The 14,762-nt window shown below is 50.8% G+C and carries 12 protein-coding genes and 1 pseudogene; 6 read left to right on the top strand and 7 right to left on the bottom strand.

Going from position 1 to position 14,762, the window contains the following annotated elements; all coding sequences use genetic code 11:
• Positions 1-110: 110 nt before the first annotated feature.
• The 5 genes from PGRAT_RS03295 to PGRAT_RS03275 all read left to right on the top strand — a co-directional run bounded on the left by PGRAT_RS03295 (position 111) and on the right by PGRAT_RS03275 (position 7,183).
• Entirely contained in the window at positions 111-1,835 is a 1,725-nt protein-coding gene (locus tag PGRAT_RS03295) for a type 2 periplasmic-binding domain-containing protein (RefSeq protein ID WP_025703977.1), read from the top strand.
• A 19-nt stretch (positions 1,836-1,854) separates the two neighbouring features.
• Positions 1,855-2,745 (top strand): ABC transporter permease, encoded by an 891-nt coding sequence (locus PGRAT_RS03290; protein WP_025703978.1) that lies wholly within the window; start codon positions 1,855-1,857, stop codon positions 2,743-2,745.
• Positions 2,746-2,765: 20 nt separating this feature from the next.
• Complete coding sequence (locus tag PGRAT_RS03285) at positions 2,766-3,641, top strand: carbohydrate ABC transporter permease (protein WP_167337246.1); 876 nt, start codon at positions 2,766-2,768, stop codon at positions 3,639-3,641.
• 35 nt (positions 3,642-3,676) lie between these two features.
• Positions 3,677-5,923 carry an amylo-alpha-1,6-glucosidase gene (locus PGRAT_RS03280; protein WP_051424689.1) on the top strand — a complete coding sequence of 749 codons (2,247 nt, stop codon included), beginning with the start codon at positions 3,677-3,679 and terminating at the stop codon, positions 5,921-5,923.
• A gap of 81 nt (positions 5,924-6,004) precedes the next feature.
• On the top strand, positions 6,005-7,183 hold the full coding sequence (locus PGRAT_RS03275; protein WP_025703980.1) for a Fe-Mn family superoxide dismutase: 1,179 nt from the start codon (positions 6,005-6,007) through the stop codon (positions 7,181-7,183).
• A 113-nt stretch (positions 7,184-7,296) separates the two neighbouring features.
• Here PGRAT_RS03275 and folE read toward each other — a convergent pair whose 3' ends face one another.
• The 5 genes and pseudogenes from folE to PGRAT_RS03250 all read right to left on the bottom strand — a co-directional run bounded on the left by folE (position 7,297) and on the right by PGRAT_RS03250 (position 10,852).
• A complete protein-coding gene (gene folE, locus PGRAT_RS03270; protein WP_025703981.1) occupies positions 7,297-7,890 on the bottom strand; it encodes a GTP cyclohydrolase I FolE in 594 nt (197 codons plus the stop codon).
• 50 nt (positions 7,891-7,940) lie between these two features.
• Positions 7,941-8,192 (bottom strand): YneF family protein, encoded by a 252-nt coding sequence (locus tag PGRAT_RS03265; RefSeq protein ID WP_025703982.1) that lies wholly within the window; start codon positions 8,190-8,192, stop codon positions 7,941-7,943.
• A 45-nt stretch (positions 8,193-8,237) separates the two neighbouring features.
• Positions 8,238-9,555: pseudogene (gene queG / locus PGRAT_RS03260) on the bottom strand (tRNA epoxyqueuosine(34) reductase QueG); the annotation flags it as partial.
• Between the two features lie 18 nt (positions 9,556-9,573).
• Positions 9,574-10,191: a signal peptidase I gene (lepB, locus tag PGRAT_RS03255; protein ID WP_025703983.1), complete on the bottom strand. Its 618-nt coding sequence runs from the start codon at positions 10,189-10,191 to the stop codon at positions 9,574-9,576.
• Positions 10,192-10,432: 241 nt separating this feature from the next.
• A complete protein-coding gene (locus PGRAT_RS03250; RefSeq protein WP_025703984.1) occupies positions 10,433-10,852 on the bottom strand; it encodes a GNAT family N-acetyltransferase in 420 nt (139 codons plus the stop codon).
• 592 nt (positions 10,853-11,444) lie between these two features.
• On the opposite strand from PGRAT_RS03250, the gene PGRAT_RS03245 reads away from it, so the two are divergent.
• Positions 11,445-12,053, top strand: a complete 609-nt coding sequence (locus PGRAT_RS03245; RefSeq protein ID WP_025703985.1) for a superoxide dismutase — start codon at positions 11,445-11,447, stop codon at positions 12,051-12,053.
• Between the two features lie 472 nt (positions 12,054-12,525).
• On the opposite strand, the gene mutY is transcribed toward PGRAT_RS03245, so the two are convergent.
• The gene (mutY, locus tag PGRAT_RS03240) at positions 12,526-14,007 is read right to left on the bottom strand and encodes an A/G-specific adenine glycosylase (protein WP_042266025.1); all 1,482 of its coding nucleotides are present in this window, start codon (positions 14,005-14,007) and stop codon (positions 12,526-12,528) included.
• 311 nt (positions 14,008-14,318) lie between these two features.
• Positions 14,319-14,717 (bottom strand): holo-ACP synthase, encoded by a 399-nt coding sequence (gene acpS, locus PGRAT_RS03235; protein ID WP_025705632.1) that lies wholly within the window; start codon positions 14,715-14,717, stop codon positions 14,319-14,321.
• Between the last annotated feature and the right edge of the window lie 45 nt (positions 14,718-14,762).

Below are 14,762 nucleotides of genomic sequence, written 5' to 3'. Positions count from 1 at the left end.
TACAATAAAGAAGCCAAATTAATTCTGGATTCAAAGCAAGCCGGCGCTATGAATCCGTTATCTCTAGCACATTGACTCAACTCAACGTATTTATTTAAGGAGGTTCTTATATGTCATCCAAGCTCACAAAGTCTTGTTCTATTTTATTGACAGCGCTTTTAGCCGTGTCAGTCGCAGGCTGCCAAAGTTCCAATAATTCCAATTCCAATGATTCGGCTAAAAGCGCTGCGGCAAATTCAAATGATCCTGCATGGAAGGAAGCCCAGACGACTCCGTTTACCCCGTATCCTGAAACCGTTACCTACACCATTGGACAGGTAGCCTCCAACTTCTCTGCGCTTGCGGGAACGCCGTATGAAAAGGATAATGCAACCGATAATGTGTGGACCAGATATTTCAAAGAAAAACTCAACGTGCAAAACAAAGTTGCATTTGAAGCAAATGACGGCACGGACTATAACCAAAAGGTTTCAATGGCCATTGTAGGCGGTACGATTCCTGATATCATGGTTGTCCCTGACCTCTCTACTCTGCAGCAGCTTTATGAAAACGATCTTATTGCAGATATGACAGACGCTTATAATCAATGCGCCAGTGACCAAATCAAGGAGATTTACGACTCCTATAAGGGCCGTGTTCTGGATACCGCAAGGTTCGACGGAAAACTGATGGCGCTGCCGACTACGGAAATTTCACACGGCCCGGGGGTGCTTTGGCTGCGCAAAGACTGGATGGATAAACTGGGACTCGCAGATCCCAAAACGATGGAGGATGTAGAGAACATCATCACCCAGTTCGTTGAAAAAGACCCTGGCGGCAATGGAGCGGGAAATACGGTCGGTCTTGTGGTCGACAATGAAAATACCGCTGGTGTTTCCGGCGGCCAGTATGAACTGAACAACATCTTTACGCTGTATGGCGCATTCCCGAAACAATGGATGGATGATGGAAGCGGCAAGGCAGTGTATGGTTCCGTGCAGCCCGAAATGAAGCCGGCCCTTGCAAAGCTGGCGGATATGTACAAAAAAGGCTTGATCGACCGGCAGTTTGCCGTACGCACAGCCGATGACCGGAAGGCGCTGCTTACCAGCGGAAAGAGCGGCTCGTTCATGGACAATTGGTGGGGAAGCTGGACAGTAGCGGATTCGATTAAATTGAATCCAAAGGCCAAGTGGGCTTCTTATGTGGCTCCGCAGTCGGAGGATGGTTCTGTGACGATGTTCACCGGCAATCCTTCAAGCAGTTACCTTGTGGTCCGGAAAGGGTTCGAGCATCCGGAAGCCGCTATAAAAATCGCCAGCCTTCAGTTTGATTATCAGCGCTATCAGGAAAAAGATGAAGCGGTCTTAAAGAAATTTGAGGATTACGCCAGCCTTAACGTTGGGGGATCTCCGATTGCTATCAATATCGATTACTATGATGCATTTTACCGTAATGTCGGAATTATGGAAGAGGCGCTGAAAACAGGGGACAGCAGCAAACTGCTCACCAGCAACGATAGAAACGCCTATCGCTCCTACAAGAAGTATCTGGATAACGTAAAAAACGGGGAGAAACTGGATTCGAATGGATGGGCCGGATATACCTCGAGCATCACGACGGCCAACCTGGTCAAGAATTCAAAGATCAAGGAAGTAAACCCAGTATTCTTCGGAACGACACCTTCCATGGCACTGAAATGGCCGACGCTGACGAAAATGGAGCTGGAAATGTTCCTGAAGATCATTACCGGTGAGCAATCTCCTGACGCTTTTGACAGCTTTGTCAGCAGTTGGAAAAAAACAGGCGGCGATACGATTACGGACGAAGTCAATAAAGAAATCACCTCCAAATGATAGAAAGAGATGATTCTAAATGAACAATAAAAAAGATCAGGCTGCGTTCCACCTTATGCTCGCACCAAGTATAGTATTTTTGATTATCTTCTCGTTTATTCCAATGTTCGGTATCGTGATGGCTTTTCAAAATTACATTCCCGCTAAAGGGATGAGCGGATCAGCGTGGGTAGGACTTGATAATTTCAAATTTATGTTTCAAATTCCCGACAGTAAGCAAATATTAATCAATACTATAGTCATTGCCTTATGGAAAATTATTGTAGGTACTTTTGTTTCAATCGTGTTCGCCTTGCTGTTAAACGAAATCCGCGTACGATTTGTCAAAAAGTTCATGCAGACCGTTGTTTATCTGCCGAATTTTCTGTCCTGGGCCGTACTGGCTACTGTCGTTATGAATATTTTTTCTTACGAAGGTCCGGTTAACGCATTTTTGGGATGGCTTGGCATTGATCCGGTTTTGTTTATGGCCAGTAACCACTGGTTCAGGCCTATGCTGGTATTAACAGATGTCTGGAAAGGGTTTGGATATGGCTCTATCATCTATCTGGCCTCCCTGACAGCCATTGATCCGGGACTTTATGAAGCGTCATCCATTGACGGCGCCAACCGGTTAAAACAGCTGTGGTATGTGACGCTGCCCGGCCTGATGCCAACCATCCTGCTGGTTACCACTTTGAATCTGCCCAACGTGCTCAATGCCGGGTTTGACCAGATTTTCAATCTTTATAATCCGTTGGTTTACGCAACGTCCGATATTATTGACACCTATGTATACCGGGTGGGTCTGGTACAGAGACAATACAGCCTGGGAACAGCGATAGGGCTCCTGCGGTCGGTTGTCGGAATTGTTCTCATCCTATCCGCCAATAAACTGGCACAGAAGCTTACTGATTACAGAATCTTCTGAACAAGGAGGTGTTATTCATTATCACTCATTCCATCAAAAGCCGAATTGCGGATACTATAATCTGGATATTTGTATTAGCTTTCACTTTATCCTGCCTTATACCCTTAGTTAATCTGGTTGCCATTTCCTTCAGTGACAACGCGGCGGCTTCCGCAAATATGGTAAGTATTTTTCCGGTTAATTTTACGTTAAGCTCCTATGAGAAGTTGTTGTCGGACTCCCAGTTCTGGCGCTCCTTTATGATCTCGGTGGAACGGGTTGTCCTTGGTCTGATCGTCAATATGATGCTGATGATTCTTGCTGCTTATCCGTTATCCAAAAGCTCAAAGCAATTCCGGGCACAGAAGGTGTATATGAATATTGTGATTTTCGCGATGCTGTTTTCCGGTGGTCTCATTCCAACCTTTATGGTTGTCAAACAGCTTCATCTTCTGGATTCCATCTGGGCTTTGATTCTGCCGGGAGCTGTGCCGATCGCCAATGTCATTTTGCTGATGAATGCGTTCCGCGCCGTACCGAAATCTCTGGAGGAGGCCGCAACCATTGACGGCGCTTCGCAGTGGAGAATTCTCTCAACGATATATGTGCCTGTGGTGCTGCCTACACTTGCCACTGTACTGCTGTTTACGATTGTCGGACATTGGAATGACTACTTCAGTGCTTTGGTGTATATCAACAAAACATCAAATTACCCTTTGCAGACTTATATCCAGCAGCTAAGCGTAGACGTTCAGAATATAACTGATCCCCAAAAGCTCATAGAGTACTCCAAGATTTCGAACCGGACGCTGAATGCTGCCAAAATCGTTATCTCAACCTTGCCACTGCTCCTGATTTATCCTTTTATGCAAAAATACTTCGTTACAGGAATCGTGGTAGGCTCTGTTAAAGAGTAATGTATACATTTTTTACTGCGGGGAGGTAAGCAACAGTGAAATTATCAACAAAGCATGCCGGGCAAACATCCGATATTCTGGATGACATGAAAATATTCGTTTCTCGCGAAGAGAATCGCGGAATTTCCTTTACCAATAAAGAGGCCGCTTATTATTATACTCAATCCCATCTCAACAATCATGTGGAGCATGCTTATTTTGAGGGATTGAACATCGCGAAAAGCAGAATTTTTAGCGGCTACACTTTAATTGCAGATCAACGGAAACTGGATAATCAAGAAGCTGAAGTCTGCGTGTACCCTTATAAAATGGTGCGTAGACATGGAAGTCTGACCGAAGAACTATGGATGTTTGATTACAAAAATGTGCTGGAGATCAGTCTCTCCGGTGCTCAAAAAACCATTGGGATTGAATTGTTGGGTGAACAGCTGAACGCACTGAGCCCACGGGACGGCATCGCTTTTTTCAAGTCAATAGAAGGCGGATGGGTTATTGCTGTAGGCGCAGCAAGCAGCCAGCCGGTGGAAGTTAAGAACCATATCGTTTATTCCGGGGCCAACGCCGGAGGCTTTTATATAGCCGTGGGTAAAACGGCTGCCGAAGCGGCAGATATGATTCATGATACGAGACGGGACATCATCCCTATGAAGCTCGAACGAATAAAGCGCATGGAGGATTTTTTGCAGAAGAATGTGTATATCGCCAGCAGCAGTGACTCGCTCGCCTTGTCTTTGAATTGGTTAAATCTAACGATGGACCAACTGGTGACCAGACAGCAAGGCGACGGGATCTATGCCGGCCTCCCCTGGTTTAATGAATATTGGGGAAGAGACCAATTTATTGCGCTTCCGGGAGCCGTATTGGTGACCGGGCAATTTGAAACTGCTAAGAATATACTGCTATCCTTTGCGAAATTTCAGAACACCGATGCAACTTCCAAATACTTCGGCAGGGTGCCCAATATTCTCGCTTTAAAAAATGTAGACTATCATACAACTGACGGGACACCGCGGTTTATTATCCAATTGCAGGATTATGTTAAATATTCGGGTGACACAGCGATCATCACAGAGCTTTATCCGGCGGTACAAAACAGTATAGAAGGCTCTATTAAGCATTGGGTGGATGATAAAGGCTACCTTATGCACGATGATAACGAAACCTGGATGGATGCCCGGGATGCGAATCTGAAGTCCTACTCTCCCAGAGACACCCGGGCCAATGACATTCAAGCGCTTTGGTACAACCAGCTGCAAGCTGGGGTATACTTTGCCGAGTACATGAACGACAGCGGCTGTGCGAAGAAATGGAGCAATATCGCCGGCAAACTCAAAAGAAACTTTGCAGAGGATTTTAGGGATCAGGCACATCCCTATCTCGCTGACCGGCTGAACTCGGAGGATAAGCCGGAATTCTCGCTGCGGCCCAACCAATTGTTTGCCTTGGACATGATTGAAGATGATTCCTTCAAATGTGAAGTGATTCGGACAGCATGGGAGGAACTCGTGTATCCATGGGGAGTTGCTTCATTAAATCAAAAACATCCGTTTTTCCATCCGTTTCACTTAACCAGCCTATACCACAAAGATGAAGCTTACCACAATGGTACGGTTTGGCTCTGGTTAAACGGTATAGCCATGCAGCGTATGATTGAGGCCGGGCAGAAAGAAACTGCTTATCAACTTTTTAAGAATATGAACTGGCAAGCGCTGAACCTGGGAGTAGTCGGGGGACTGAGCGAGAATATGGATGCCTATCCGCAGGAAGGCCAGGGTTCAGCCAAACTTACGGGAGCCTACCTGCAAGCCTGGTCCAATGCCGAGCAGCTGCGTGTGTGGTATCAGTATTTTTTAGGGTTCCGGCCGGATATGATTAATCACAGGCTTACGCTTGCACCCCGGATTCCCGGGGAGATCGGGGATTTACAGTCCCGCGTTAAGATTGGAAGCGGGACCATTGACTTAACCTATACAGCTACAGGTGCAACAGAACAAACGTATCTTTACGGGTTTACAGGAATCGGGCTCACGGTAGTTATTGATATATCTCCTTTTAAGCTCCTGCATATTGAAGTGGAAAATGATTGTGAACTGAAAATCACCCGGTCAGAGCTTGATTTGAAAGTTATCCTTAGCGATAAAACCGGCACAACTGTCAAAGAGATTATAGTGTCCCGGCTGCCGCTGCGTGTTGAACAGGAATTGAATGTAAATCAGTTGTTTAAGAATGTTAAGTTTGCAGAGCCAATGGATCTGGAGAATCACCCTGTTATGAAGCGCTAAGAATTCGATGTGGAAATCATAAGCTGCTGCTCCCGTACATAGAATGAACTGTTGAAGATCTATGACGGGAGGATTACAGGTATGCCGGATCTATACGGGCAAGTGCTGCCAGTGCGTATTCTCGAAGAAATTGCATTCTGGAAAAAACAGGAGCAGGAGCATACGGTAGTCATCAAGGCGGTTATCCCTCAGCTTGAAGAGCGGTATGTGAAGCTGCTCGACGAATGGGCTATTGTCTTCGGGGCTACCGAGCAGGCGGCCCGCCAGTTGCTTGAGGCTTCTCAGGGCTGCAGTCCGGCAGAGCTGGCCGCCGGAACAGAACAGCTTCTCCAGGTGGCCTGCTCCCAGTCCCGCGAGTTCATCCGGCAGCTGTATGCCCTGATGGAGGGAAGCGCCGCTGTAAAAGCCCATCCGCTGGCTGGAACCGTGCTGCTGCACATCATCCGGGAGTCAGAGTATGTCTTGGGCGTTTTGAGCGCCCTGACATTAACCGGAAATGCTCCCCTCTGGATGCGGGAGGACATAGCGCCGCAATCGGGAGCAGCGGATGAGCATAAGCCCAAAGACAGCCAGACCGGGCCTGGCCCGCAGGTTCCCTTGATTCTTCAGTCCTCCGGGATTCGGGAACAGGGCACGGTCCCGATCGGGGGCCACACCCTGCCTCCCCTCCCCTATGCCTATAATGCGCTTGAGCCCTACATCGACGAAAAAACCATGAGGATTCATCATGATAAGCATCATCAAAGCTACGTAGACGGGCTGAACAAGGCGGAGAAGAAGCTGGCTGAAGCCCGGAAAACCAAAGATTTTGACCTGGTGAAGCATTGGGAGCGGGAGCTTGCCTTCAATGGAGCCGGCCATTATCTGCATACCATCTTCTGGAACGTCATGTCACCGCAAGGGGGAGGCCGTCCGACAGGCGCACTGCTGGATGCCATAGAGCACAGCTTTGGCAGCTACGAGGCCTTCAAGGAACAGTTCACGGAGGCGGCCAATAAAGTGGAGGGCGGGGGCTGGGCGATTCTGGTCTGGAGCCCGCGCAGCCACAGACTGGAAATCCTGACAGCGGAGAAGCACCAGAATCTCTCCCAATGGGATGTCGTCCCCCTGCTGGCTCTTGATGTATGGGAGCACGCATATTATCTTAAGCATCAGAATAACCGCGCGGATTACATCAAGGACTGGTGGAAGGTTGTAAATTGGCCTTATGTCTCCGAGCGCTTCAATGCCGCCCGGAAGCTGGTCTGGCAGCCCTTCTGACAGCGTTGGGCAACAGCCCTTCCGCAGGCAAAGGTAAAAGAGCCCTCCCGTCACTTCACAGTGCCGGAAGGGCTCTTTACCGTATACAGAAACGGGGCAAAAGCCCCTGTCTTCTATTCTTTAATCAGGGCCAGAAACTCCGCCCGTGCAGCAGCATCCTCACGGAAAGTCCCACGCGTTGCCATGGTTACCGTCTTGCTGCCGGGCTTCTTCACCCCGCGGGCACACATGCACAGGTGTTCTCCTTCCACAACAACCATCACACCATGAGGATTCAGGACCTCTGTCATAATATCGGCAATCTGCGCCGTAATGCGTTCCTGCACCTGCAGGCGCCGGCTGACAGCTTCCACAAGACGGGCCAGCTTGCTAAGTCCGGCAATCCGTCCGCTGGGGATATATCCGATATGCACCTTGCCAAAGAAAGGGGCCATGTGATGCTCGCACTGGCTATAATAGACGATATCCTTTACGATCACCAGCTCTTCGTGAGACTCATCAAAGGTCACACCAAGCGCCTCACGGGGATCAATCGAATACCCGCCGAAAATCTCCTCGTACATCCGTGTAACTCTGGCCGGTGTTTCCAGCAGCCCTTCACGGCCGGTATCTTCCCCGATTAATTCCAGTATTTTCTCAACATGGTACTCGATTTGGTCCCGGTTTGCAGCAACCTTGCCGTTCATATAATCCTTGACGCCCCCCATGAAGCCTCCCCCTTCCGTACCCGTATCTATTTCCGTTTGTCCGGGACCGGTTACTTTCCTTTGCGGCCTTGTCTTTTTCCTGCCGCTGGTGCCCGTCCCGGCTGATTGCTGTTCTTCATCATCTGCTGGGCACGCTGCATCTGTTTGCCGTTCAAGTTATAACCCATCTGTTTGGCTACCTTCTGCAGCATTTCCGGATCATTCTGCATCGTTGTCATTTGTCTGCGCAGATAATACACTCCAATGAAGAATCCGCCGATCAGACCAACGACAAGCGTAATAATTGGCAATGCAATGTTCATCTAAAGTCCACCTCTGTACTTGAGTTGTCCGCAATGCCGCTGTAGGCACGCGAATCTATCATAGCATTTCAAGAACTGGACAGCAATTGGCAAATGAAGTAGACGGGAAGCCATTTCCTCATAATATACGGCCGTCTCCAGATCCCCCGCCTTGTGCACTGACTCCACCATGCTCCTCCGCCTCCTGCCGTTCCAGCAGCTTGTCCTGTGCCCGTTCCAGCATCTCCCGGACGGTAGCGTCCTCTTCCTTGTGCAGCGCCAGCTTGACAGCCGCCAGCGCTTCTGCGCCTCCAATGCGTCCGAGCGCCCAGGCCGCACTTCCCCGCAGCTCCGGGCGGGCTTCCTTCAGCACAATTTCCGTCAGCTTCGGCACAGCCCCGGCCTCCTTGAAATTGCCAAGTGCGATCACCGCGTTGCGTTGAATCGGCTTCTTGCCCCGCCAGGCCGCAGAGCTGCTGCCGAACTGCTCTTTGAATTCGCGGTTGCTCAGCTCAAGAATCGGCAGCAGCAGCGGTTTCACGATCTCCGGATCAGGCAGCAGCTCCGGACGGTGATTCCAATTCTTCCCCCGGTTCTTCGGGCAGACGATCTGGCAGGTGTCGCAGCCGTACAGCCGGTTGCCGATCTTGGTCATGTACTCATCACTCAGAAAGCCCTTCGTCTGGGTCAGATATGAAATACAGGCCTGGGCATTCAGCTGTCCGGGACCTACGAGTGCACCAGTAGGGCAGGCGTCAATACACTTCGTACAGCTCCCGCAGCCCTCCTCCACGGGTGTATCCGGCGGAAAGGGAATATTCGTTACCATCTCCCCGAGATAAATCCATGAGCCCCATGCAGGAGAGATAATACTGCAGTTTTTGGCACTGAAGCCGATGCCTGCCCGCTCGGCAACCGCCCTGTCGACCAGCACCCCTGTATCCACCATGCTCTCCAGCTCCGCCCCCGGCACCCGCTCGCGAATGAAGGCCTCAAGCTTCGCCAATGCCTCACGCAGCACATGATGATAATCCCGGCCCCATGAGGCCCGGGCCAGGATGCCGCGGCGTGCGCCAGGCTCCGACTTCGGCGGGTTCTCCATTTTGGAGGGATAGGCTACAGCGATGGCGATAATGGACTGCGGCTGCCCGCCGGACTGCAGGGCGGGGATGGTCCGCTTATCGAGATCCGGTTCCTCGAAGCCGGAATCATAACCGTTGTCACGGTGCTCCTGAAGTATATTTTTTAAATATAAAAACGGCTCCGCTGTCGCGAATCCGATATCATCAATACCTATTTCCGGTGCAGCAGCCTTAATTTCAGCCTTAAGACCTTCCCAATTCGAAGGCGGGGGAGCATAAGATGCCTGGATGTTATTGTTCATTACCGCCTTCTCCTTCACTTATAGTGCATTTGCTTTGCTAAGAGGCCACCAGATATACGCAGCCTTGCCGACAATACGTTTCTGCGGGACGGCGCCAAAATACCTGCTGTCCTTGCTCGCCCCGGCATGCCGGTTGTCACCCATCACAAAATAGGTTCCCTTTTCAACGGTAAGCTCGGCAAAATCCGGGTCTTGAATTTCCGTGTCCACATAGGACTCGGCGAAAAGCTTGCCATTCACGTACAGCTTGTGGTTCCGCACCTCAATCCTGTCGCCGGGTATTCCGATGATCCGTTTAACCAGATACTCCTTGCGGTCCGGACCGGTGCTCGGGTCATGCAGAACAACCACATCACTCCGCTTAGGACTGGCAAAGGTTAATGATATCTTGCTAATAATCAATTTTTCACCCTCAAACAGCGTTGGCTGCATGGACTGGCCTATAACCGTAGAAACGTTGAACACAAAAATATTGAGCAGTGACATCAAGGCAAATACAACAGCAGCGGTAACCAGCCAATCCCGGAGATCGCGAACCCAGCCCGTTCCTGATAAGGAGCCGGTCCTCCGGTGAGTAACGGACCGGTATCTGTGCTTGCGGCTCCGCATGAAATCTTCTTCAAGCTCCCGGTTCATAGGCCACCTTCTTGCTTTTCATTGGTATTCAAGTCCCATAACAATAGAAAAGCATATCTCCCGGCCATTTGCAATGGACTTGGGAAGATATGCTTCAGTATAATGAATCAGACTATGCAAGCACGCAAATCAATATTAAAAGTATGTACTCATAATACTAATAATCATTGCAGGCGTACAATCGCAGTAGTTCTCTATTCTAGAAAATGTTTCCGCTTACGCAGCACCGGAATCAAAGCGCTTATCCAACAATGCTGAGCTTCCGTACCGACTTGAAGATTTGATTCTCGCCATAACCCATTGCTTCATAGAGCGGCAGCGCAAATGAATTATGTTCGTCGACGGCTACGTAAATACCGCTGACCTTGCGTGCCTGAAACTTGTGCTCCATCGCCGATACAAGACCTCTGCCGATTCCTCTGCGGCGGTATTCGGGATGGACGGCAATGCGGAAATAACAGCCGTGATTCTTCTCGATCGTACCAATCAGCGCACCAACAATCTCCCCTTCATCCTCGGCTACAACAATGAGATCAGAGTCCCATGAAAGCTGCCTGGAGAAAGGCTCGATAGTGCTCTCGAAACATTCTTCCGATAATGCGGTCTGCAGCAGTTCAGTCACAGGGGTAACGTCGCTTAATTGAAAGGAACGAACGTGCATTCTTTAAATCTCCCTTTTCTATGGCTTAGAATTTAACAAAAAGAAGGAGTTCCCGTAACGGCATAAAAAGGAAAAAGAAAAGCAAATGAATGATTTCGGAAAGTGATCGCTGAAATCAAACAAGGCAGCTGCTTCTCCAGCGACTAAAGAAGTATTAACCTAATGTTAAACAGTTAATAACTTCTTTAAACTTCAAAAAACGAGGAATACCTGCTTTTAAGTCTATTAAAGCACACTTTTCTAGCGATATCATCAATTTTCTTTTGAAAGCGCTTGATATAAAGCGTTTGCATGTCATTATGTTACATAAAACCCTTTTTTAAGGTAATTATTGTCGTGTAAACAAATGCCGGCAGCGGCTTTTTCGCTTTTAACATAGCGTTGACACTTGCAGTCAGGTTTCGAAGCTTCGTTACTTCTCAAACATTTATGTTTGTTTAGTGTTGCATTATTGTTCCAGATACGGTTTAATAATAGTATCTTATCGGGTACATAACCTATAAGGTACATCGGAAATAAGGGGTTTTGACGTCAAGACCGCCAAAATTCTTTATCCATACAAATTCAAATACCACTCAGGAGGGATTTTTCCATGGCATTTCAATTACCGGCACTTCCGTATCCGAACAACGCTCTTGAACCGCACATCGACGCATTGACGATGGAGATTCACCATGACAGGCACCATAACACATACGTGACGAACCTGAACGCCGCTCTGGAAAAGGCACCCGAACTGCAGGGCAAGAGCATCGATGAGCTTCTTACCGACCTGAACGCAGTACCTGAAGCGATCCGTACTGCTGTCCGCAACAACGGCGGCGGACATGCCAACCATACCCTGTTCTGGGAAGTCATCGGACCGAACGGCGGCGGCGCACCAACAGGCGCACTGGCAGCGGCAATTGACAGCGAGCTTGGCGGCTTCGATAAATTCAAAGAAGATTTCGCTACTGCGGCAACTACCCGTTTCGGCAGCGGCTGGGCCTGGCTTGTTGTTAAAGACGGTAAGCTGGCGGTTACCAGCACACCGAACCAGGACAACCCGATCAGCGAAGGCGCTACTCCGATCCTCGGACTGGATGTATGGGAACACGCTTACTACCTGAACTATCAAAACAAACGCCCTGACTACATCAAAGCCTTCTGGAACGTAGTCAACTGGGAAGAAGTCGGCAAACGCTACGAAAGCGCAAAATAAGCTTCTGCAGTATAAATCAGCTGCATGAAACAGAACAAAACGGCTACACCGTCCAATCATAGACGGTGTAGCCATTTTGGATTTTAGCCTAGCCCTGCCTGGGCGCCCTCTACGAATCCTGCGGCAAGCCTTATGAGCCTTATCCTCCTGGAGCGCCTCTACGCATCGTGCGGCTAGCCTTAAGTGGAAAAAGTGAAACTTATTCCTGTTCATTCCGCTTCTCCACAAGCATTAGGTGGAAAAAGGATACCTAATCCGGCCACTTTTTGCTTTTTGAGGCAAATTCGCTTAATTTAAGTCTACTTTTTCCCACTATTCCCTCTGCCGAAAGCTTCTGTGTCCGTTTAAGTTTCCTTATTCCACTTCACTTCTTTCCTGCAGCTCACGCACGATCCCGCCCATTTGTTTTCTGATCCCAAGCCCCGCCTGCAGAGCAATCACTGTCGGTACTCTATTCAGCATGTGAGCGAAATCATCCATTTTGTTCATCAAAATAGCGGTTCAGCAGCTTCAAAAAGACGTTCGGAAAGGCATAATTAGCCATATCCTCACGATTGATCCACCGTACTGCCCCGCCATCCCCGGGATTGCCGCCGCCGTCCGCAAACGGCTCTATGGAGTCACCGTCTCCGGCAGGCAGCCCGGTTGAGGCGCCAACGGCACTGAACAAGCCGGGCGTGCCGCCGCCGGATGATAACGCGGCGGGGCTGCCCGCAGCGGCGTTCAAGGCAGGCGTTTCATTGCCAGCGGCCGGACGCTCTGCGCCGCCGATGCTTGTCGCGGCAGACTGCTCTGCGCTGCTGACGCTGGCTGCGGCCGAACCCGGAGGCCCGCCTGCGCCGGCTGGCCGCCCGGCATCCCCGACATCCGGGGACTGCCCGGCGGCATACGCCGCCCGCCCTTCCGCCGCCACAGGCAGCGCGCGGACGTCCTCTTCCCTGCAGCGGTACACCTGCAGGGTCCACACAATATGGCTGAACGTATGTTCCGCAGCCATCCAGTGCTCTTCCGGCCGGGCAGGAATCCCGGCCTGCCTCAGGGACCGGCGCAGCCGGTCCAGCGCCGCGGCCTCCGGCAGCAGCGCGCCGCCCCTGCCGCCTTCCGCAGGCGGCGCAGGCCAGTGCGGCAGCTCCCACATGCGGGCTAGAAGCCCGCTTACTGGCCGCTGCCGGATGAGCACCCGGCCCGCGTGCTCGCCGCGGCCTTCCACCAGGGCCGCCAGGCGCTCCTCCGGGCGCGGCGGCTTCGCCTTGGTCTTGACGGGCAGCGAAGTTTCGCAGCCCGCCAGCCTCGCGGCGCAGTGCTCCATCACCGGACACGGAAGGCAGCGCGGTGATTTCGGCGTACAGACGAGCGCGCCAAGCTCCATCAGCGCCTGATTGAAATGCGAAGCCTCTCCTTCAGGGATCAGCTCCGCGGCGAGCCGTTCCATCGCAACACGGGTAGGCCCCTTGGCGATATCATCCTCAATGAGGAAATAGCGGGACAGCACCCGCATTACATTGCCGTCCACCGCCGGTTCCGGCCGGTTGAAGGCTATGCTAAGGATGGCGCCCGCTGTGTAAGGACCTACGCCCTTCAAGCCAAACACGGCGTCACGGTCATTGGGTACCTGTCCGCCATATTGCTCTTTCACCTGCTTGGCTGCATGCTGCAGGTTCCGGGCCCGGGAATAGTAGCCGAGTCCCTCCCAGCACTTCAGCACCTCCTCCTCCGGGGCATCGGCCAGCGACTCCACCGTAGGAAAACGCTCAATAAAACGGTTAAAATAAGGAATTACCGTATCCACTCTGGTCTGCTGCAGCATAATCTCCGATATCCAGATGTAATAAGGATTGCGGTGGCGCCGCCAGGGCAAATCCCTTTTCTGGCCTTGATACCATTCCAGCAGGAAGCGGCTGAAGAATAACTTAGCTTCCTGCTGTATTTCACTCTGCTGTTCATGTATTGTCATCGTTATCTCCTTGCTGTTCATATCATCTTGCACCGGTACAATTAGGCTTAGGCTGAATTCTATATAGAGAGAACTTAAGATTTTTACATTAGGGATTAGCCGTGACTACTGAGAATGTCTGGACTTCCGGCCGCTGCCCATGCAGATTTCTTGATTATTACCGCTCTTCGCGGTCGAAATCCGCAGACTGTCTATGCTGAAGATAGCGAGCTTTCGCTCCTCCAGTTCCAAGCTTCCCCCTCATCCCTTTTCCCTATTGTTCGTTACTTAAATTCGCTTTATATAGATTACCGTGTTATGTCTCAGGCGTCTTAGTGTCCGTGCAGCCTCTCCACCACCGCGAACGCCGAAGCCAAACCGCGGCTGTGCGTAATGGTGAGATGAATGGTATACTCATGCTCCGGCAGCCGCAACCGGGACCAGGCCTCAGCGGATAATGAGGCTACCGGCTTGCCCAGGGCGTCCGGCAGAATTTCGATATCCTGAAAGCCTACCGTATGGCCGATTCCGCATCCGAACGCCTTGACTACGGCCTCCTTGGCCGAAAACCGCCCGGCTATGAACTCCGCCGCCTTCCCGCCTTTGCCTGCGGCCAGTATCAGCTCCTGCCCGGTCAGAATCCGCCGGGTAAACCGGCTGCCCGAGCTGCCATTCGTAATACCCGCAATCCTCCCGATTTCCAGCACATCATGCCCGATTCCGTAAATCAAAATCCCTCACCTCTCATGGCTTTACATTCATTAACCATCCTATAT

It is taken from the genome of Paenibacillus graminis, assembly GCF_000758705.1.
GTDB lineage: Bacteria > Bacillota > Bacilli > Paenibacillales > Paenibacillaceae > Paenibacillus_AQ > Paenibacillus_AQ graminis.
Note: the sequence above shows the minus strand (reverse complement) of the source record. Positions and strands in the feature narration are given on the sequence as shown.

Excerpts from the sequence above, each read along its gene's own strand:
- PGRAT_RS03295 (WP_025703977.1), top strand. The coding sequence starts at position 111 with ATGTCATCCAAGCTCACAAAGTCTTGTTCTATTTTATTGACAGCGCTT.
- PGRAT_RS03275 (WP_025703980.1), top strand. The coding sequence starts at position 6,005 with ATGCCGGATCTATACGGGCAAGTGCTGCCAGTGCGTATTCTCGAAGAA.
- PGRAT_RS03245 (WP_025703985.1), top strand. The coding sequence starts at position 11,445 with ATGGCATTTCAATTACCGGCACTTCCGTATCCGAACAACGCTCTTGAA.
- lepB (WP_025703983.1), bottom strand. The coding sequence starts at position 10,191 with ATGAACCGGGAGCTTGAAGAAGATTTCATGCGGAGCCGCAAGCACAGA.
- PGRAT_RS03290 (WP_025703978.1), top strand. The coding sequence starts at position 1,855 with ATGAACAATAAAAAAGATCAGGCTGCGTTCCACCTTATGCTCGCACCA.
- folE (WP_025703981.1), bottom strand. The coding sequence starts at position 7,890 with ATGGGGGGCGTCAAGGATTATATGAACGGCAAGGTTGCTGCAAACCGG.
- PGRAT_RS03265 (WP_025703982.1), bottom strand. The coding sequence starts at position 8,192 with ATGAACATTGCATTGCCAATTATTACGCTTGTCGTTGGTCTGATCGGC.
- mutY (WP_042266025.1), bottom strand. The coding sequence starts at position 14,007 with ATGACAATACATGAACAGCAGAGTGAAATACAGCAGGAAGCTAAGTTA.
- PGRAT_RS03250 (WP_025703984.1), bottom strand. The coding sequence starts at position 10,852 with ATGCACGTTCGTTCCTTTCAATTAAGCGACGTTACCCCTGTGACTGAA.